We start from the raw sequence: 17,107 nt of genomic DNA, 5'->3' as shown, positions 1-17,107 counted from the left end.
TCAACCGTCGATCGGCTCGGCGACCTGGATCAGGCAGTCGCCGGCCTGGCTGTCGCAATGCAGCCGATGCGAGATGACGATGCCGCTTTCGGCAAAACGCAGCTCCTCCTCCGGCTGCTCCAGCCGTTCGAGATCGTGATACCAGCCGGCAAGATCGCCTGCAGAGACGGTCGCGCCGAGCGGCACGGCGGGCTCGAACCAGCCGCGCCGGTCCGCATGGATGCCCTGGCTGTGCCGCGACAGCGACAGGAGCTGCAGGGCCGGTGGGGCGGCGAGCGGCACGCGCGACAGCACCGGCGCATCCGCAATGCCGAGTGCCATGAGCAGCCGGTCGATCGCCGCCGCCGTGAACGCCATGCTCTCCGGCGTCACCGTGCCGCCGCCGCCGAATTCGCCGGAAAGGCCGATCGTGCCGGCCCGTCCCGCCGCGCCCATGGAGGTCGGCGCCGCCGGTCCGTTGTCGGCGATGAAGGCATGCGCGGCGCCCATCGCCCGCATCAGCGCGACCGAGCGCGCAAAGCGCGCGGCATTTGCCTGCCGCTCGATCAGCGTGCAGGGCAGATGCGCCATGGAGGTGCCGCCCGAATGCAGGTCGAGCACCGCGTCATGGCGCGGGAAGAGATCGTGTTCGAGGAAATGCGCCAGCCGCGCCGTGGGCGTGCCGGCCGGATCGCCGGGAAATGCGCGGTTGAGATTGCCGCCGTCGAAGGGCGAGCAGCGCTTCGCCGCCATCACCGCCGGCAGGTTGGCCATTGGCAGGATGGTGACGGCGCCGCGGATTTTCGTGATGTCGAGCCGGCGCATCAGCCGCCCGAGCTGGAGCTCACCCTCGTATTCGTCGCCATGATTGCCCGCCATCAGCAGCAGGCTCGGCCCCTCGCCGTTCTTCAGCCGCAGGATGGGGATGCGGATCTGGTAATAGGGCGAGCGGTCGACCGAATAGGGGATGGCGAGATGCCCGGCCTGCCGGCCGTCCCGGGAAAGATCGATCGGATTGACGAGGCCGCTGTGCATGGTGGCTCCAGTTCGGGCGCGGATGTCAGAGCGCGGCGACGGCGGTCATTTCGACGCGCAGGTCCGGATCGGCAAGGCGGGCCTCGACGCAGGCGCGGGCCGGCGGGTTCTCCGGGTCGATCCAGGCATCGTAGACACCGTTCATCGCCTCGAAATCGACGATCGCCGGCAGGAAGACATTGACGGCGAGCAGTTTCGAGCGATCCGTGCCGGCTTCCTTCAGAAGGGCGTCGATCTTGCCGAGCACGTCGCGCGTCTGGTCCTCGAGGCCCGCCTTGCGGTTCTCCGCGACCTGGCCGGCAATATAGACGAGCCCGCCATAGCTGACGGCCTGGCTCATGCGCGAACCCTTCTGGTAACGCTGGATCATGGGGTATTTTCCTTTCTTCGTGGGAGGATCAGCCGAAGCTGGTGGGATAGGCCGCCGTGACCGTGTGGTCGGGGGCAAGGCCATAGAGGATCGCGTGCCGGTCGAGGCAGGTGCAGGGATGCGAGATGCCGAACTCGACCACGTCGCCGATACGCATATCGCTGCCGGCGGGAAGCGAAACGAAGGCATGCTGATCGTTGAGGCGGAGCACGTCGGCCCCGGCAAGGCCGCCGAGCAATGCCCCGTCGCGATAGAGCGCCAGCGGCCGCGGCAGGCCCTGGTCCATCGCGACATCGCGCAGGCCCATGCCGCAGATCGCAAGGCCCGGCTCGGGCAGCGAGAGCACCTCGGCCCAGACCCGCAGCGCCGGCCTGAAGCCGCTACCGGCCGAGCGGACCTGCCCGCCGAAGCTGAAGCCCGCGCGGGCGTCCAGCCCGGCAAGGCCGCGCTCGTAGACGCCGTGATCATGGAAGAAGATCGCGCCGCTGCGCAGCACGAGCCGGCTGTCGGAATCGGCGGCGACGGCGGCGGAGAGGCCGGCCACCACCCGGTCGAAGAAGACCGAGCCCCCCGCCGTGACGATCAGTGGCCGCGCACCGCCGACACGGGCGCGGACCCCAGGCAGGAAGGCCGCCGTCAGCGCCACCAGCCCGTCGATCCGGCGCAGGGTCTCTTCCGCGTCCGCCGTTGCGGCGGCGCCCTCATAGGTCGCGATGCCGGTGAGCCGGAAGGCGGGCGTTTCCGCGGCAAGGATGGCATCGAGGATCGCGCCCGCCGCTTCGGCGCTGCGTGCCCCGGCACGGCCGGCACCGAGCTCGACGAGGAGGCCGAGCGGCGGGAGACCCTTGCGCCCCTGCCAGGCGGCCCGCAGGGCTTCGACCAGATCGACCGAATCGACGAAGACGTGCAGTTCCGCATCGGGATAGTTTGCGGCAAGCGCCGCGAGCCGACGCGCGGCCGCCGCACCGCCGATCTCGTTGGCGAGGATCAGCCGGCGCTGGCCGGCCTTCAGCAGCACGGCGGCCTGGCGGATATCAGCCACCGTGGTGCCCCAGGCGCCGGCCGCCAGCAGCGCGCCGGCAAGCGCCGCCGACATCGGCGTCTTCGCATGGGGCGCGATGGCAACGCTGTGATCGCGCACATAATCCATCATCAGCGCGACATTGCCGGCAAAAGCCGCCTGGTCGAGCGAGATCAGCGGCAGCGCCATCGCGCCGTCATAGGGCTTCCAGCCTTGCCTGCCGACGGCATCGAGCGGCAGGGGCGCATGGCCCGGCGGAAAGCCGCGGATACGGTCGTCGATCACCGGATTGTCCGGTCCGGTCACGGAAAGGTCAGGCATGATTTTCTCCCCTGGCCGCGACGGGATCGGCGATCCCGAGGCGATAGGTGTCGTTGGCGGTGGTGAAGAAGAGGGCACGCTGCTCGTCGAGCGACAGCGGTTCGGCAGCCGCGCGAAAAACGGCGTAGATCGCGTCGAACGAGGCGTGCAGGCCGGCGACGGGAAAATCGCTGGCGAACATCGCCCGGCGAGGGCCGAAACAGGTAAGGCAATGCGCGATCACCGGGTGCAGGCTTTCCGGCGTCCAGTCATTGTCATAGGCGACGAGGTCGGAGATCTTCAGCCGCACATTCTCTTCGCGGCCGAGCGCCGCAAGGCCGCCGCGCCAGAGCGCCATGCCCTCCGCGCTGCGATCGGCCGGGCTGCCGCCATGGTTGAGCACGAAGAGCGTCTGCGGAAAGGCGCGCACGAGATCGAGCGCCTCGTCCATCTGCCAGGGATAGAGCATGAGGTCGAAGACGAGATCGTGCCGGGCGAGATGGGACAAGCCGGCGCGCCAGGCGGGATCGGCCATGCGGTGGGCGCGGGAGGCGAAGCTCTTTGCCGGCTCCGGATGCCAGCTGACGATATCACGGATGCCAACGACGTCGGGATTGGCCGCCTCCGCCTCGATCAGGCGGGCGGCGTCCGGGCTGTCGAGCGGAACGCGGGCAACGCAGCGCTTCGCCACGCCGGACGTCCGGTCGAGACCGGCGAGCCAGCGGCTTTCCTCCAGCGGGTGGGCATCGGACCAGCCGGCCTCGACATGCACGCTGGCCACCACGTTCTGGTTCGCCGCATCCCGGCGGTAGTCTTCCACGCCGTAGTCCCGCAGGATCGGCGCGAGGCTGCCATAGACCATTTCCCCGCCCTCTGTCCGCGCCCTCTCCAACCAGGGGTGACGCTTCAGCGAGAGGTCCCAGAGGTGGTGATGCGGGTCGATCACCGGCCCGTCATAGCGCACCGTCATCGCCGCGCCTCGCGGCCGGAGATGAGCAGAAGCGCGAGGATCAGCGAGCCGAACATGATGGAGCGCCAGCCCGGCGAGGCATTGACGACGGTGATCAGCGCCGTGGTGGTGACGAGCAGGATGGCGCCGGGAATGGTGCCGGCATAGGTGCCGCGCCCGCCGAGGATGGACGTGCCGCCGAGCACGACCGCGGCGATCGACATCAGGAGATAGGGATCGCCGATGCCGACATAGCCCTGCCGGTTCATGCCGAGCACCAGGATGCCGGCAAGCCCCGCGAAGAAGCCGGACAGCGCATAGAGGAGCAGCGTGTTCCTGGCCACGCTGACGCCGGAAAGCCGCGCGGCCAGCGGATTGGCCCCGAGCGCCAGGAAGCGCGCGCCGAGCGGCATGCGATGGATGATGAGGAGCACGACAATCGAGACGACGATCCAGAGGAGGATGCCGGCAGGAATGCCGAGGGGACGGGCTTGGCCGAGCAGGATGACCGCGGGATTGCTGACGGTGACGGCGCTGCCGCCGGCGACGATGACGAGCAGCCCCTGAAGAAACGTCGCCATGGCGAGCGTCATGATGATCGGCGGCACGCGCAGATAGGCCGCACCCGCCCCGTTGAGGAGGCCGATGCCGGTGGCGAGGGCAAGGGCGAGCACGATGCCGACGAGGCCGGTCGGGTCGGCGGCCGGCGAGATCAGCGGCAGCAGGATCGCCGTGACGGTGATGACCGCCCCGACGGAGAGGTCAATGCCGCCCATCAGGATGACCAGCGTCTGCCCGGCCGCGACGATGCCGATGACGGCGGCAAGCTCCAGCAGATAGCGCAGGTGCCCGTAGGCGCCGAAGCCGCGCAGCGTGAGGCTGGCGACGAGCCAGACGAGCGCCACCAGGAGAAAGGTCAGGAGCGACGGATTGCGGAACACGGCTTTCACGGCCTTCATCGCCTTGCCCTCCATTGCTTCAAGAGTTCCGGCACCGCCACGGCGCCGACGATGATCAGGCCCTGCGCGACATATTGCGCGACCGGCGGGAAACCGAGGAAGAACATGACGTTGATCATGACCGAGAGCAGCAGGCTGCCGCAGATCGCGCCGCGCATCGTGCCCTTGCCGCCGAGGAAGCCGACGCCGCCAAGCACGGCGGCCGCGATGGAATTCAGCGTGAAGGGCGTGCCGATGACCGGATCGCCCGAGCCCGTCTGCGCCGCGACGAAGAGGCCCGCCAGCGCCGCCAGCAGGCCGGACAGCGCGAAGGCGACGATCTTCACCCGCTCGACCGGAACGCCGGAGCGGAAGGCGCCGATCGGGTTGTCGCCGGCGGCATAGATGCCGATGCCGAGCGGCGTCGCCAGGAACGCCTTCCAGGCGAGGAGGATGGCGACGAGCAGCAGGAAGGCGACCGGCGTGTGGCCGGCGAGCGTCGTCGACAGCCAGTCCGGAATGAAGCCGCCCGGACGCGGCAGGAGGATCAGCGCAACGCCGGTGATGATGAAGGAGCCGGCCAGCGTGACGATGATGGCCGGCAGCCGCAGATGCGCGACGATGGCGCCGGTGACGGCACCGATGGCAAGACCGGCAAGCGCGACGGCGAGGATGCCGCCGGGAACGCCCAGCGCACCGCCCATGGTCGTCGCCGCGATCACCGCGCCGAGGCTGACCAGCGGGCCGATGGCAAGCGTGATGCCGCCGTTCAGCATCAGGAGCGCCTGCGCCATGGTGACGAGCGCCAGCGGGAACCAGTTCTGCGTGAACTTGGAAAAGCCGCTGACGGAGAGGATGCCGGGAAACAGCACCGCATAGAGGACGAGGAAGGCGGCGACGACCAGGTAGAGGCCGCCGAGGCCGCGATTGCGGCCGCGCTGGATGGCGCCGTAAAGCCAGCCGGAGGACGGAACGGCGCTCATGCGGCCTCTCCCTGTTCGTGAATGCCCATGGCGGCGCCGACGATGGCCTCCTCGCTGATCGCCGCGCCGGAAAGCCGGGCCGCGACGCGCCCTTCGCGCAGCACGACGACGCGATCGCACAGATGCACGAGTTCCGGCGTATCGGAGCTGGCGAGGATGACGAGCCGCCCTTCGGTGGCAAACGCGCGCAGCATGAGATAGATCTCGCGCTTGGTCTCGATATCGACGCCGCGCGTCGGATCGTTGAGCAGCAGGATGGACGGATCGAGCGGCAGCCACTTGGCGAGCGCCACCTTCTGCTGGTTGCCGCCGGAGAGCGCCTGCACCGGCCGGGCGACGTCGCCCTTGATCGTCAGGCGCCGCGCCAGATCGGCGATCAGCCCGGCCTCCGCCGCGCGGTCGCGAAAACCGCGGCGGGCGAGCCGGCCGAGCGAGGGCAGGATGAGATTGACGGCGATGGAATGGGGCAGGACCAGCCCCTCATGCTTGCGATCCGCCGGCACATAGACGATGCCCGCGGCATTCGCCTCGCCGACATGGGCGGGCAGGCGGGGAAGGCCGGAGACCTCGGCATGGTCGGCCCGTGCTGGAATGGCGCCGTAAAGGCCGAGCAGCAGGTCTTCCTGCCCCTGCCCGACAAGGCCGCCAATGCCGACGATCTCGCCGGCGCGGGCGGAAAAGCCGATCTCGCGCATGAGGCCGGCCGAGAATTTTTCGACGCTGATGCGTGTCGCACCGGAAACGTTGACGGAACGCGGCGGGAAGAGATCGCCCGTCTCGCGGCCCACCATGAGGCGCACCAACCCCTCGCCGTCGATGCCGGCCAGCGACTGGTCCGCCGTGACGCCGCCGTCCTTCAGCACCGTGACATGGGCGCAGAGCGCCTGCACCTCGTTGAGCCGGTGGGAGATGTAGAGGAGCGCGGTGCCGCGGTCGCGCAGCGTCCCGATGAGGCGGGCGAGAATGCCGGCCTCATGCGCGGAAAGCGAGGAGGTCGGCTCGTCGAGGATGAGCACGCGCGGCTTGCGGAACAGCGCCTTGGCGATCTCCACCATCTGCCGGCGGCCGAGCGAAAGATCGGCGACCGGCATGTCGAGCGGCTCGGTGAGCCCGACCATGGCGCAGACCTCCCCCACGCCCTTCTGAAGCGCGGCATAGTCGATGAGGCCGAAACGCCGCGGAAAGGCGCCGAGCCCGATATTCTCTGCGATCGACAGGTCGGCGGTCAGACTCAGCTCCTGCTGCACCACGGCAATGCCCGCGGCGCGGGCGGCGGCCGGGCTGAAACGCCCAACCGGCCGGCCATCGACGAGGATGGTGCCGCTGTCCGGCTGGAGAGCGCCGGAAAGGAGATTGATCAGCGTGGATTTTCCCGCGCCGTTCTCCCCGAGCAGGGCATGGACCCTGCCCGGGTGAAGGGCGATGTCGACGCCCTTCAGAACGGGATTGCCGAAAAACCCCTTGAACACCTGCCGGGCCTCCAGCAGGGGCCTTGTTTCCGTCATGACGGCATCCTTCGCGGAATTACTGGGCGAGCAGCTTGTCGAACAGCGCCTTGTCGTAATCCGAGTAGATGTAGCCGTCGGCCGGGAACTGATCTGCACGGGCGAGGTAGGTGTCGATGGTGCTGTCGTCGATGACGGGCAGCGGCACCTTGACGAAGGCCGGCACGTCCTTGCCTTCCAGCGCCTGCACGGCCGTGTAGACGGCGAGCGCACCGAGCCAGTTCGGCTGCATGGTGGCCCAGCCCTTCAGGCCCTTTTCCTTCCACAGTTCGAGGAACTGGCGGGCGTTCTCGCCGGTGATCGGCACCTGCTCGCGGCCCTGGCGGTCGAAGGCCATGACGGAACCGGCCGAGATCGCGCCGCCGAGCGAGAGCACGCCGTCGATCTCCGGATTGGCGAAGAGCAGGCTGGTCATCGCCTCCTGCGCCGGGGCGGAGTTGTACTCCGTGTTGGTCTCGGTGATGATTTCGAGGCCCGGATTGGCGTCGAGCACCGGCTGGGCGCCCTTGCGGCGGTCATCGCTGACGGAAATGCCGGCCGGGCCGTTCATGACGATGATCTTGCCCTTGCCGCCGAGCTGGTCGGCAAGCCACTTGGCAGCGCCCGCGCCCCACTCGCTGGAATCGGTGTTGATCTTCGCCGTCACCTTGTCCGTGTTGACGAGGCTGTCGAAGTTCACCACCGCGATACCCTTGTCGCAGGCATCCGAAATGACGCGGTCGAGCGCATTGGAGGAGCCGGCGATGACCACGATCGCATCGACATCGGCGTCGATCATCGACTGGATGTGCTGGATCTGCGTCTGGGCGTTGCCCTGCGCGTCCGTGATCATCAGGTCCTTCACGAGGCCGGCCGTCTTCAGTTCCTCGACCTCGGCGGCAATGGTGCCTTCGGTCTGCTTCATCCAGGTCGGCACCGAATAGATGTTCGCCCAGCCGACCGTATAGGGCGCCTTGCGGTCGCCCTTGATGCAATTGGCGGCGGCCGAGGCGCTGCCGGCCGAAAGGGCAAGGATGGCCGCAGCGGCGGCGACGCCCGCGAGAAGGCGGCTGCGCCGCGAAACGGTCGGGCTGTTTTCAAGCGTTTTCATGTCGTTCCCCTTTTTTGCGGCAGCAGATACGGGCTTGCCATCCGTTAATGTCCAATATATTGAACATATGATCCTTATAATGGACGATGTGATCTTATGCCGAATTTTCCGCCCCGCAAGGGGAGGTCGAAAATTTCGCATGCGACGACGACCGGCCGCCGCGGATTGACAGATCGCACGGGCGGCGGGAGAAGCGTGACGAGGACGAAGGCAGGAACAGACGAGATGGATGCTATTGCGGATGATGCAGGCGGCAAGCGGGCCCGGGGACTCGATCGCGCCTTCGAGATCCTCGATTTCCTGCGCCAGAAGCGGCAGGCGCTGAAGCCGAACGAGATCGCCGCGCAGATCGGCGCGCCGCGCTCATCGGTCTACGAGCTGGTGAACCTCCTCCTGCGCAACGGCATCCTGGAATTCACCGGCGGCGACGGCCGCGTCTATCTCGGGCGGAAACTCTATTTCCTCGGCGCGGCCTACGAGAACCATTTCGACTTCACCCGCGAATGCGAGGCGGCACTGGAGCGGCTGGCCGGCGAAACGCGCGAGACCGCGCAGTTCTGCATGCTGGACGGCAACAAATACACCGTCGTGCACATGCGCGAGGGCGCAAGGCCCTTCCGCATCTCCACCGATATCGGCCAATCGGTGCCGATCCCGTGGACCGCTTCCGGCCGCCTGCTCGTCGCGCACATGACGGACGAGGAGATCCTCGCCTTCATCCCGCCGCAGGATTTCCAGCTTCCGGGCGGCGAATGGCTCGACCCGCAGGCCTTCCTCACCGAGGTGCGCCAGGCCGGGCACGAAGGCTTCTTCACCTTCAACAGCATCGTCGACAGCTTCACCCATTGCTTCGCCGTGCCGGTCATGGACGAGGGGCATGCCGCCGCCACGCTGTGCCTCGTCACCCCGCGCGACGACGGGCTGGCCAATCGCGATCGCTACCTCACCTGCCTGAAGGATGCGGCCGCCAGCCTCAGCCAGGCGCCGACCCGGCCGAGGCGCGGCTGACTGCTCGGGTTCAACCCGCCCGATTGGACAGCCAGCGATCGATACCCTCGGCCGCCGCCCGACCGGTCGCAAGGCAGGCCGTCAGCAGGTAACCGCCGGTCGGCGCCTCCCAGTCGAGCATTTCGCCGGCCACGAAGACGCCCGGCAGGGCCTTCAACCCATAGTCCGCATCGACGGCATCGAACCGGATGCCGCCCGCCACGGAAATCGCCTCCGCGATCGGCCGTGGCCGGACGAGAGGGACCGGCAGCGCCTTGATCGCCGCGGCCAGCGCGCCGGGCGGCAAGGCCGGGACCTCACGGACACATTCCCGCAGCAGGGCCGCCTTGACCCCGTCGAGGCCCGCGCCCTTGCGGAGCCGGCTGGAAAAGCTCGCCTTGCCGCCCTGCCGGGCCAGGTCGGCCGCAAGCCGCGCGAGGCTGCGCCCGGGTGCAAGATCGAGCGTGAGAGAGGCCGCGTCCGACGCCTCCAGCGCATCGCGCAGCGCCGCCGCATGGGCATAGACGAGGCTGCCCTCGATTCCCGTCTTCGAGACGACGAATTCGCCGGGGATCGTGCCCGCCGCGGACTGCGCCGTGACGCCCTTGACCGGCGCGCCGGCAAAGCGCTCGGCGAAGACCGGCGACCAGTCCACGTCGAAACCGCAATTGGCCGGGCGGAAGGGCGCGATGCCGACGCCCCGTTCCGCAAGGCCATCGACCCAGGCCGCATCCGAGCCGAGCCGCGGCCAACTCGCGCCGCCGAGCGCCAGCAGGACCGCATCGAACGCCATCACGACCGCGCCATCGGGCGTCTCGACACGCAGCCCTTCCGGCGCAAACCCCGTCCAGCGATGGCGCACGCGGATGGCGACGCCCTGCCCTTCCAGCCGCGCCCGCCAGGCCCGCAGCAGCGGCGAGGCCTTCATGGCGACCGGAAACACCCGTCCCGAGGACCCGACAAAGGTCTTCGTGCCGAGCCCCTCCGCCCAGGCCCGCAGATCTTCGGGCGTGAAGGCATCGAGCGCCGGCCGCAGATGCGCGCCCGCCGCGCCGAAGCGGGTGGCGAAACGGTCATAGGGCTCGGAATGGGTGATGTTGAGACCCGACTTTCCGGCCAGCAGGAACTTTCGCCCGATGGTCGGCATGGCTTCCAGCACGCTCACCGCATGGCCGCGCGCCGCAAGCACCTCCGCCGCCATCAGCCCGGCCGGCCCGCCGCCGACGATCCCGATCCGCCGCTTGTCCATTCCGCACCGCCTTGATACCCTGCGCCGTTCTCATAAATCGTCTCCGGCGGCTTCGCCAGCACTCTTGCCGGTATATGATCCGCACAGCAGAATCAGGAGACGGATATGGACATCAAGCGCAACGGCACCAGCCCCTCGACGCCAGGCCCGGCCGACTACTTCACCGGCAAGGTCCGCCTCGACACGCCCTTCAAGGCGCAAGCGCCCGGCCGCGCCGGCGGCGCCATCGTCACCTTCGAGCCCGGCGCCCGCACCGCCTGGCACACCCATCCGCTGGGCCAGACCGTCATCGTCACATCAGGCCTCGGCTGGGCGCAGCGCGAGGGCGGGCCGATCGAGGAGATCCGCCCGGGCGACGTCGTCTGGTTCCCGCCCGACGAAAAACACTGGCACGGCGCGACGGACAAGACCGCGATGACCCATGTCGCCATCGCCGAAGCGCAGGATGGTTCGCCCGTGACCTGGCTGGAACAGGTGACGGACGAGCAATATCTCGGCAAGGCGTGAGAACCAGCCGCTCGCCCCTTTGGATCAGTTCGGAAGGCCGGGCGCCTCGTGGCCGGTCTGGGCGACATAGTCGGTATAGCCGCCCGGATATTGATGCACGTCGTCGCCGTTGAGCTCCAGCACGCGGTTCGACAGCGCGCCGAGGAAATGGCGGTCGTGCGACACGAAGAGCATGGTGCCCTCGTATTCCGAGAGCGCCTTGATCAGCATTTCCTTGGTATCGAGGTCGAGATGGTTCGTCGGCTCGTCGAGGATCAGGAAGTTCGGCGGATCGAACAGCATCGCCGCCATCACCAGCCGCGCCTTCTCGCCGCCAGACAGAACCCGGCACTTCTTCTCGACGTCGTCGCCCGAAAAGCCGAAGCAGCCGGCGAGCGTGCGCAGCGGCCCCTGCCCCGCGCGCGGAAACTCCGCCTCCAGCCACTGGAACACGGTCAGGTCCCCGTCGAGCAGATCCATAGCATGCTGTGCAAAATAGCCGACCTTGACGCTCGCCCCGATCGTCACGCTGCCCGTATCCGGGCGCGCCGCCCCGGCGACGAGCTTCAGCAGCGTGGACTTTCCGGCGCCGTTGATGCCCATCACGCACCAGCGCTCCTTCCGGCGGATGAGGAAGCTGAAATCCCGGTAGATGGACCGGCTGCCATAGGCCTTGTCGACATTCCTGAGGCTGACGACGTCCTCGCCCGAGCGCGGCGCCGGCTTGAACTCGAACAGGACCGTCTGGCGACGGCGCGGCGGCTCGACGCGCTCGATCTTGTCGAGCTTCTTGACCCGGCTCTGCACCTGCGCGGCATGGGAGGCGCGCGCCTTGAAGCGCTCGATGAACTTGATCTCCTTGGCGAGCATCGCCTGCTGGCGCTCGAACTGCGCCTGCTGCTGCTTCTCGTTCTGCGCCCGCTGCTGCTCGTAGAAGGCATAATCGCCCGAATAGGTGGTGAGCGAGCCGGCATCGATCTCGATGATCTTCGTCACGATGCGGTTCATGAACTCGCGGTCGTGCGAGGTCATCAGCAGCGCGCCGTCATAGCCCTTCAGGAACTGCTCCAGCCAGATCAGGCTTTCGAGATCGAGATGGTTGCTCGGCTCGTCGAGCAGCATGACGTCCGGCCGCATCAGGAGGATGCGCGCCAGCGCCACTCGCATCTTCCAGCCGCCGGAGAGCTTGCCGACATCGCCGTCCATCATCTCCTGGCTGAAACTCAGGCCCGCCAGCACCTCGCGCGCCCGGCTTTCCAATCCGTAGCCGTCGAGCTCCTCGTAGCGCGCCTGCACCTCGCCATACCGCTCGATGATGGCGTCCATCTCGTCGAGCCGGTCCGGATCGACCATCGCCGCCTCGAGCGCGCGCAGCTCCGCGGCGACCGAACTCACCGGCCCCGCCCCGTCCATCACCTCGGTGACGGCGCTGCGCCCTTCCATCTCGCCGACATCCTGGCTGAAATAGCCGATCGAAACCGCCTTCTCGACCGAGACCTGCCCCTCGTCCGGCGTCTCCTGTCCGGTGATCATGCGAAAGAGCGTCGTCTTGCCGGCCCCGTTCGGCCCGACAAGCCCGATCTTCTCCCCCCGGTTCAACGCGGCGGACGCCTCGATGAACAGGATGCGATGGCTGTTGGACTTGCTGATGTTCTCGATGCGGATCATGAAAAACCGGGCCTCGTCGTGTCCCGCGCCCTATGCCATGACGCACCGCACCAAGTCCATGCGCCCGCCGCAGGAAAGCAGGCAAATCACGCAGTAATGCTAAGAAGGAAGTTTATGGCGGAGAGGGTGGGATTCGAACCCACGATACCCTTGCAGGTATGCCGCATTTCGAGTGCGGTGCATTCGACCTCTCTGCCACCTCTCCGCATCAGGTCGGCGCCTTTTGAGCGCGGGCGGTACATAGCGGGTGTCGGGCGGGGTTGCAAGGGGGCTGGGGCGCGGAAAGTTCATCTATTTGTCATGGTGACGGAAATCCCCTTGACAGTTTTCATGGCCTCACCTATTGCGCAAGGTGCAGTGGCATAGGTCTGACCCGTGCCGCAACGCTGGTTCTTTGCGCCGCCCGGCCTTGTCTATTGCAAGCGCCTGTCTCGCAACGAACCGCTTGAACCGGCGGTGCGCCAATGCACCGCCATTACCGACTGACAAAAAGACGGCCTTGCCTTCAGAGGCAAAGAGCCGGCACGAACATGAAAGGATAAAATATGTTCGCAGTCATCAAGACCGGCGGTAAGCAGTACCGCGTGGCCGCCAACGACGTCCTGACGATTGAAAAGCTGTCGGGCGACGCAGGCGCCAAGATCGAATTCACCGAAGTGCTGATGGTCGGCGTCGGCGCCGATGCCACGATCGGCGCGCCCTTCGTCGAAGGCGCCGTCGTGACCGCCGAAGTCGTCGAGCATGGCCGTGGCAAGAAGGTCATCGCCTTCAAGAAGCGCCGCCGCCAGAACTCGAAGCGCTCGCGCGGCCATCGTCAGCACAACACGACTGTCCGCATTCTCGACATCGCCGCAGCCGGCAAGGCAAAGAAGGCTTCCAAGAAGTCCGAAGCCGCCGCTGAAGCCGCAGCCGAATAATCTGGACAGGTAAAGGAGAACTCCCATGGCACACAAGAAAGCTGGCGGCTCCTCGCGCAACGGTCGCGATTCCGAGTCCAAGCGCCTTGGCGTGAAGAAGTTCGGCGGCGAAGCCGTCGTCGCAGGCAACATTATCGTCCGTCAGCGTGGCACGCAGTGGCATCCCGGTGCCAATGTCGGCCTCGGCAAGGATCACACGATCTTCGCCCTTACGGCTGGCAATGTGAATTTCCGTACGAAGGCCAACGGTCGCGTCTACGTGTCTGTCGCCCCGAAAGCGGAAGCAGCGGAATAAGCCGGTAGCGCTCTAAAACAGCCGGCGTCTCATCGACCCGGCTGACGCTGCAGGTTCAGGCCTGAAGAAAAAAGGGGAGATGGGGCAAGACTCATCTCCCCTTTTTGCTCTGGAGGACTGAACCATGCAGACCGAATTGTTAAGGGACGACCAATCACGGTCTCCCAAGGAACGGCTGAGGCCTGAACGGTCGAGGACCGATTGCCCGATCTTGCTGTCGCAGAGGCTCGTCATGAGAGCCCCGCACGAAGACGACATCGACGCCCTTGCCCATCTCGCCAACAACGCCAATATCGCCAACATGGTCGCCCGCATGCCGCACCCCTACACGGTCGCGGATGCTGCCGATTTCGTGCGACGCACACGCGCCGGCGCGATTGGCAAGTGCGTCTATGCCATTACGAAAGCCGACAACGGTGCCTTCCTCGGATGCTGCGGGATCGAACCGCACGAGGACGGGCGGACGGTCGAGCTCGGCTATTGGCTAGGCGAGCCCTACTGGAACCAGGGATATGTCACCGAGGCGGCCCACGCGCTGATCGACATGGCCTTCCGCACCCGCGACATCGAGCAGATCGATGCGCGCTGCCGGGTCATGAACATCCCCTCGCGCCGGGTCATCCAGAAGTGCGGCTTCCAGTTCCAGGCGACCGGCATGGTGCAGAGCCTTGCCGTCGGCGGCATGGTGCCCGTCGAATGGTACCGGCTGGACCGCAAGACCTGGGTCTCGCTGAAGAGCTGGGGAGGCATGCGATGAACGCCATGCAGACCCAGATGGAACGCGCGTCCGTCGCCGGCCCCGGGCCCTGCCCGACCGTCGCGACGACGCGCCTCGTCCTGCGCCCGCACCGCATGTCCGATGCACAGGCGATCGCCCAGTCGCTGAACGACTTCCAGGTCTCGCGCATGCTGGCGCGGGTGCCCGCGCCCTATGACCGGCAGGATGCGGCCGAATGGCTTTCCGTCGCCACCACCGATCTCGCCGAGGGCTGGGCCTTCGCCATCACCGCGGGGGACGACGTGCATATCGGCTGCGTCTCCTTCGAGCGCCGCCGCGGCGGATGGGAGCTCGGCTACTGGCTGAATCGCTTCTACTGGGGACGGGGCTATATGAGCGAGGCCGTGCATACGGCGACGGCGCGGTTCCTGATGCGGATGCCCGGCACGGATATCCGGTCCGGCATCTTCGCCGACAACGTCGCTTCGCTCAGGGTACAGGAGAAGGCGGGCTTCCGCATCACCGGATGCAGCGATCTCTTCTGCGTCGCCCGTGGCGCGATGGTGCCGCATATCGAGACGCGGCTGGAGCCGGGCGATTTCCGCCCGGCGGCGCCGCGGCACTGAAAAAGAGCGGGGCGGAGAGATCCGCCCCGACCATGACAGTCACGACAGTTCGAACCAGACCGGCAGATGATCGGAACCGAAGGCGGTCTCGTCGACCCAGGCGTCCGTCAGCCGTTCCACGAGACCATGGCTGAGGAAACAGTAATCGAGGAAGAGGCGCTCGGCATGGTTCTTCGGATCGACCCAGCTATAGCTGGCGGCATGGCGCTTGCCGAGACCGGCCAGCGCGTCGACCGGATGGGTGGCACGGATCTGCCGGCCGTAGAGCGCATCCACGCCGCCGACCATCTCGCAATATTCCGGCGATTCCGGCACCATGTTGAAATCGCCCATCAGCACGTAGTCCTCCGGCACCGGCGGCTCGGCGAGGCCGAATTCATGGGCGCCGGAAATCGCGCCGCCCTCGACGGGGTAGAGCCGCGCACGATCCTTGAGGGTGCGGATCTGCGCGATGCGCTCGTCGCGGTGCACGTGGTCGAGATGCACGGAATAGACGCGGAGCGGCCCCCTGGGCGTGGCGATCACCGCCTCGGTCGCGCCGCGCTGCAGGTTCAGCTTGTCGAGGGTGCGCGTGCGCGGCAGGAGGATGGTGCGGGTCGACAGGATCGGCCAGCGCGAGAAGATCATGTTGCCGAACTGGAAGCGGCGGTTGACCACGCGGCCCTGCTCGATCGCCGAGCCCGCATCGAGATCGCAGGCCGCGCCGAAGACGGAATAGTGATTGGCAAGCAGCGTCTGCAGCTCGGCGACCATGTCGACATGGCCGTTGCGGCTGAAATTGCGGGTCACTTCCTGCAGCGCGATGATATCGGCGCCGTGAATGCTGGAGACGATGCGCGGCAGGTCGAACCGGTTGTCGAGACCGATGCCGTACTGAACGTTGTAGCTGACGAATTTCACGATAGTCTTTGACCTCTCACGGAAGCGGCTATATCGAAGACGGCACTATGAAAATACGAGAAAAGCGAACGGCGAGCCGATGAAGTTCCTGGACGAAGCAAAAGTCTATATCCGGTCCGGTGACGGCGGGGCAGGGGCTGTCTCGTTCCGTCGTGAAAAATTCGTCGAATTCGGCGGCCCCGATGGCGGCGATGGCGGGCGTGGCGGCGATGTCTGGGTGGAGGCCGTCAACGGCCTCAACACGTTGATCGACTTCCGCTACCAGCAGCATTTCAAGGCGGCGACCGGCACGCACGGCATGGGGCGCAACCGCACCGGCGCGAACGGCGCCAGCGTGACGTTGAAGGTGCCGGTCGGCACGCAGATCTTCGAGGAAGACAACGAGACGCTGATCGTCGACCTCGTCACGGAAGGCCAGCGCTTCAAGCTGGCCGCCGGCGGCAATGGCGGCTTCGGCAATGCGCATTTCAAGTCGGCGACCAACCAGGCGCCGAACTGGGCCAATCCGGGCCTGGAGGGCGACGAGAAGACCATCTGGCTCCGATTGAAGCTGATCGCCGATGCGGGCCTCGTCGGCCTGCCCAATGCCGGGAAATCGACCTTCCTCGCCACCTGCACGCGGGCCCGGCCGAAGATCGCCAACTATCCCTTCACCACGCTGCACCCCAATCTCGGCGTCGCGACGATCGACGGCGGCGAGTTCATCCTCGCCGACATTCCCGGCCTCATCGAGGGCGCGCATGACGGCATCGGGCTCGGCGACCGGTTCCTCGGCCATGTCGAGCGCACGCGCGTGCTGCTGCACCTCGTCTCCGCGCAGGAGGAGGACGTCGCCAAGGCCTACAAGACGGTGAAGCACGAGCTGGAAGCCTATGGCGGCGGCATCACCGACAAGCCGGAGATCGTCGCGCTCTCGCAGATCGACCTGCTCGACGAGGACGAGTTGAAGAAGAAGACCAAGGCGCTGGCGAAGGCGAGCGGGCAGACGCCGTTCCAGATTTCCGCCGTCGCCAATGTCGGCATGACGGGCACGCTCCGGGCGCTGCGCGACATCATCGTTGAGGCGAAGAACTCCGGATCCGACGACTGAG

At 67.0% G+C, this 17,107-nt stretch carries 18 protein-coding genes and 1 tRNA gene; 7 read left to right on the top strand and 12 right to left on the bottom strand.

Features of this window, described 5'->3' with window-relative positions; translation table 11 throughout:
- From EV665_RS18185 to EV665_RS18150, 8 genes are read right to left on the bottom strand one after another with little or no spacing between them, the layout of a single operon-like run.
- Positions 1–1,014, bottom strand: coding sequence for a succinylglutamate desuccinylase/aspartoacylase family protein (locus EV665_RS18185; RefSeq protein ID WP_133035173.1), 1,014 nt, complete (start codon positions 1,012–1,014; stop codon positions 1–3).
- Positions 1,015–1,039: 25 nt separating this feature from the next.
- On the bottom strand, positions 1,040–1,384 hold the full coding sequence (locus tag EV665_RS18180; RefSeq protein ID WP_023514656.1) for a RidA family protein: 345 nt from the start codon (positions 1,382–1,384) through the stop codon (positions 1,040–1,042).
- 28 nt (positions 1,385–1,412) lie between these two features.
- Complete coding sequence (locus EV665_RS18175; RefSeq protein WP_133035172.1) at positions 1,413–2,726, bottom strand: alanine racemase; 1,314 nt, start codon at positions 2,724–2,726, stop codon at positions 1,413–1,415.
- On the bottom strand, positions 2,719–3,675 hold the full coding sequence (locus tag EV665_RS18170) for an amidohydrolase family protein (protein WP_133035171.1): 957 nt from the start codon (positions 3,673–3,675) through the stop codon (positions 2,719–2,721). Before EV665_RS18170 ends, EV665_RS18175 begins: the two co-directional genes overlap by 8 nt.
- Complete coding sequence (locus EV665_RS18165) at positions 3,672–4,628, bottom strand: ABC transporter permease (RefSeq protein ID WP_380686589.1); 957 nt, start codon at positions 4,626–4,628, stop codon at positions 3,672–3,674. The genes EV665_RS18170 and EV665_RS18165 overlap by 4 nt, the downstream gene beginning before the upstream one ends.
- The gene (locus EV665_RS18160; RefSeq protein ID WP_133035169.1) at positions 4,610–5,575 is read right to left on the bottom strand and encodes an ABC transporter permease; all 966 of its coding nucleotides are present in this window, start codon (positions 5,573–5,575) and stop codon (positions 4,610–4,612) included. The genes EV665_RS18165 and EV665_RS18160 overlap by 19 nt, the downstream gene beginning before the upstream one ends.
- On the bottom strand, positions 5,572–7,080 hold the full coding sequence (locus tag EV665_RS18155) for a sugar ABC transporter ATP-binding protein (protein WP_133035168.1): 1,509 nt from the start codon (positions 7,078–7,080) through the stop codon (positions 5,572–5,574). Before EV665_RS18155 ends, EV665_RS18160 begins: the two co-directional genes overlap by 4 nt.
- 19 nt (positions 7,081–7,099) lie before the next feature.
- Positions 7,100–8,170, bottom strand: a complete 1,071-nt coding sequence (locus EV665_RS18150) for an ABC transporter substrate-binding protein (protein ID WP_133035167.1) — start codon at positions 8,168–8,170, stop codon at positions 7,100–7,102.
- Between the two features lie 225 nt (positions 8,171–8,395).
- On the opposite strand from EV665_RS18150, the gene EV665_RS18145 reads away from it, so the two are divergent.
- The gene (locus EV665_RS18145; protein WP_064331923.1) at positions 8,396–9,178 is read left to right on the top strand and encodes an IclR family transcriptional regulator; all 783 of its coding nucleotides are present in this window, start codon (positions 8,396–8,398) and stop codon (positions 9,176–9,178) included.
- Between the two features lie 10 nt (positions 9,179–9,188).
- Here the strand turns inward: EV665_RS18145 and EV665_RS18140 are convergent, their stop codons facing one another.
- Positions 9,189–10,406: a TIGR03862 family flavoprotein gene (locus EV665_RS18140; RefSeq protein ID WP_133035166.1), complete on the bottom strand. Its 1,218-nt coding sequence runs from the start codon at positions 10,404–10,406 to the stop codon at positions 9,189–9,191.
- Between the two features lie 105 nt (positions 10,407–10,511).
- On the opposite strand from EV665_RS18140, the gene EV665_RS18135 reads away from it, so the two are divergent.
- Positions 10,512–10,913 carry a (R)-mandelonitrile lyase gene (locus EV665_RS18135; protein WP_133035165.1) on the top strand — a complete coding sequence of 134 codons (402 nt, stop codon included), beginning with the start codon at positions 10,512–10,514 and terminating at the stop codon, positions 10,911–10,913.
- 24 nt (positions 10,914–10,937) lie between these two features.
- On the opposite strand, the gene EV665_RS18130 is transcribed toward EV665_RS18135, so the two are convergent.
- Positions 10,938–12,560, bottom strand: a complete 1,623-nt coding sequence (locus tag EV665_RS18130; RefSeq protein ID WP_133035164.1) for an ABC-F family ATP-binding cassette domain-containing protein — start codon at positions 12,558–12,560, stop codon at positions 10,938–10,940.
- 115 nt (positions 12,561–12,675) lie between these two features.
- Positions 12,676–12,765 (bottom strand) — tRNA-Ser (locus tag EV665_RS18125).
- Between the two features lie 340 nt (positions 12,766–13,105).
- Between EV665_RS18125 and rplU the strand changes: the two genes are divergently transcribed.
- The 4 genes from rplU to EV665_RS18105 all read left to right on the top strand — a co-directional run bounded on the left by rplU (position 13,106) and on the right by EV665_RS18105 (position 15,116).
- Positions 13,106–13,477, top strand: a complete 372-nt coding sequence (gene rplU, locus EV665_RS18120; protein ID WP_064331927.1) for a 50S ribosomal protein L21 — start codon at positions 13,106–13,108, stop codon at positions 13,475–13,477.
- A 25-nt stretch (positions 13,478–13,502) separates the two neighbouring features.
- The gene (rpmA, locus tag EV665_RS18115) at positions 13,503–13,772 is read left to right on the top strand and encodes a 50S ribosomal protein L27 (RefSeq protein ID WP_064331928.1); all 270 of its coding nucleotides are present in this window, start codon (positions 13,503–13,505) and stop codon (positions 13,770–13,772) included.
- Between the two features lie 124 nt (positions 13,773–13,896).
- On the top strand, positions 13,897–14,529 hold the full coding sequence (locus tag EV665_RS18110) for a GNAT family N-acetyltransferase (RefSeq protein WP_133035163.1): 633 nt from the start codon (positions 13,897–13,899) through the stop codon (positions 14,527–14,529).
- On the top strand, positions 14,526–15,116 hold the full coding sequence (locus EV665_RS18105; protein WP_133035162.1) for a GNAT family N-acetyltransferase: 591 nt from the start codon (positions 14,526–14,528) through the stop codon (positions 15,114–15,116). Before EV665_RS18110 ends, EV665_RS18105 begins: the two co-directional genes overlap by 4 nt.
- Positions 15,117–15,155: 39 nt before the next feature.
- Here the strand turns inward: EV665_RS18105 and EV665_RS18100 are convergent, their stop codons facing one another.
- Entirely contained in the window at positions 15,156–16,016 is an 861-nt protein-coding gene (locus tag EV665_RS18100) for an endonuclease/exonuclease/phosphatase family protein (RefSeq protein ID WP_133035161.1), read from the bottom strand.
- Between the two features lie 79 nt (positions 16,017–16,095).
- Between EV665_RS18100 and obgE the strand changes: the two genes are divergently transcribed.
- Positions 16,096–17,106, top strand: a complete 1,011-nt coding sequence (gene obgE, locus EV665_RS18095; RefSeq protein WP_133035160.1) for a GTPase ObgE — start codon at positions 16,096–16,098, stop codon at positions 17,104–17,106.
- The last annotated feature ends 1 nt before the right edge of the window (position 17,107 follow it).

The organism is Shinella granuli (assembly GCF_004341885.1).
Lineage (GTDB): Bacteria > Pseudomonadota > Alphaproteobacteria > Rhizobiales > Rhizobiaceae > Shinella > Shinella granuli.
The sequence above is the reverse complement of the archived record's forward strand: the minus strand, read 5'-3'. Positions and strand labels throughout refer to the sequence as shown.

Excerpts from the sequence above, each read along its gene's own strand:
- EV665_RS18105 (WP_133035162.1), top strand. The coding sequence starts at position 14,526 with ATGAACGCCATGCAGACCCAGATGGAACGCGCGTCCGTCGCCGGCCCC.
- EV665_RS18180 (WP_023514656.1), bottom strand. The coding sequence starts at position 1,384 with ATGATCCAGCGTTACCAGAAGGGTTCGCGCATGAGCCAGGCCGTCAGC.
- EV665_RS18165 (WP_380686589.1), bottom strand. The coding sequence starts at position 4,628 with ATGGAGGGCAAGGCGATGAAGGCCGTGAAAGCCGTGTTCCGCAATCCG.
- obgE (WP_133035160.1), top strand. The coding sequence starts at position 16,096 with ATGAAGTTCCTGGACGAAGCAAAAGTCTATATCCGGTCCGGTGACGGC.
- EV665_RS18140 (WP_133035166.1), bottom strand. The coding sequence starts at position 10,406 with ATGGACAAGCGGCGGATCGGGATCGTCGGCGGCGGGCCGGCCGGGCTG.
- EV665_RS18135 (WP_133035165.1), top strand. The coding sequence starts at position 10,512 with ATGGACATCAAGCGCAACGGCACCAGCCCCTCGACGCCAGGCCCGGCC.
- rplU (WP_064331927.1), top strand. The coding sequence starts at position 13,106 with ATGTTCGCAGTCATCAAGACCGGCGGTAAGCAGTACCGCGTGGCCGCC.
- EV665_RS18110 (WP_133035163.1), top strand. The coding sequence starts at position 13,897 with ATGCAGACCGAATTGTTAAGGGACGACCAATCACGGTCTCCCAAGGAA.
- EV665_RS18185 (WP_133035173.1), bottom strand. The coding sequence starts at position 1,014 with ATGCACAGCGGCCTCGTCAATCCGATCGATCTTTCCCGGGACGGCCGG.
- EV665_RS18160 (WP_133035169.1), bottom strand. The coding sequence starts at position 5,575 with ATGAGCGCCGTTCCGTCCTCCGGCTGGCTTTACGGCGCCATCCAGCGC.
- rpmA (WP_064331928.1), top strand. The coding sequence starts at position 13,503 with ATGGCACACAAGAAAGCTGGCGGCTCCTCGCGCAACGGTCGCGATTCC.
- EV665_RS18145 (WP_064331923.1), top strand. The coding sequence starts at position 8,396 with ATGGATGCTATTGCGGATGATGCAGGCGGCAAGCGGGCCCGGGGACTC.
- EV665_RS18175 (WP_133035172.1), bottom strand. The coding sequence starts at position 2,726 with ATGCCTGACCTTTCCGTGACCGGACCGGACAATCCGGTGATCGACGAC.
- EV665_RS18130 (WP_133035164.1), bottom strand. The coding sequence starts at position 12,560 with ATGATCCGCATCGAGAACATCAGCAAGTCCAACAGCCATCGCATCCTG.
- EV665_RS18170 (WP_133035171.1), bottom strand. The coding sequence starts at position 3,675 with ATGACGGTGCGCTATGACGGGCCGGTGATCGACCCGCATCACCACCTC.
- EV665_RS18150 (WP_133035167.1), bottom strand. The coding sequence starts at position 8,170 with ATGAAAACGCTTGAAAACAGCCCGACCGTTTCGCGGCGCAGCCGCCTT.
- EV665_RS18155 (WP_133035168.1), bottom strand. The coding sequence starts at position 7,080 with ATGACGGAAACAAGGCCCCTGCTGGAGGCCCGGCAGGTGTTCAAGGGG.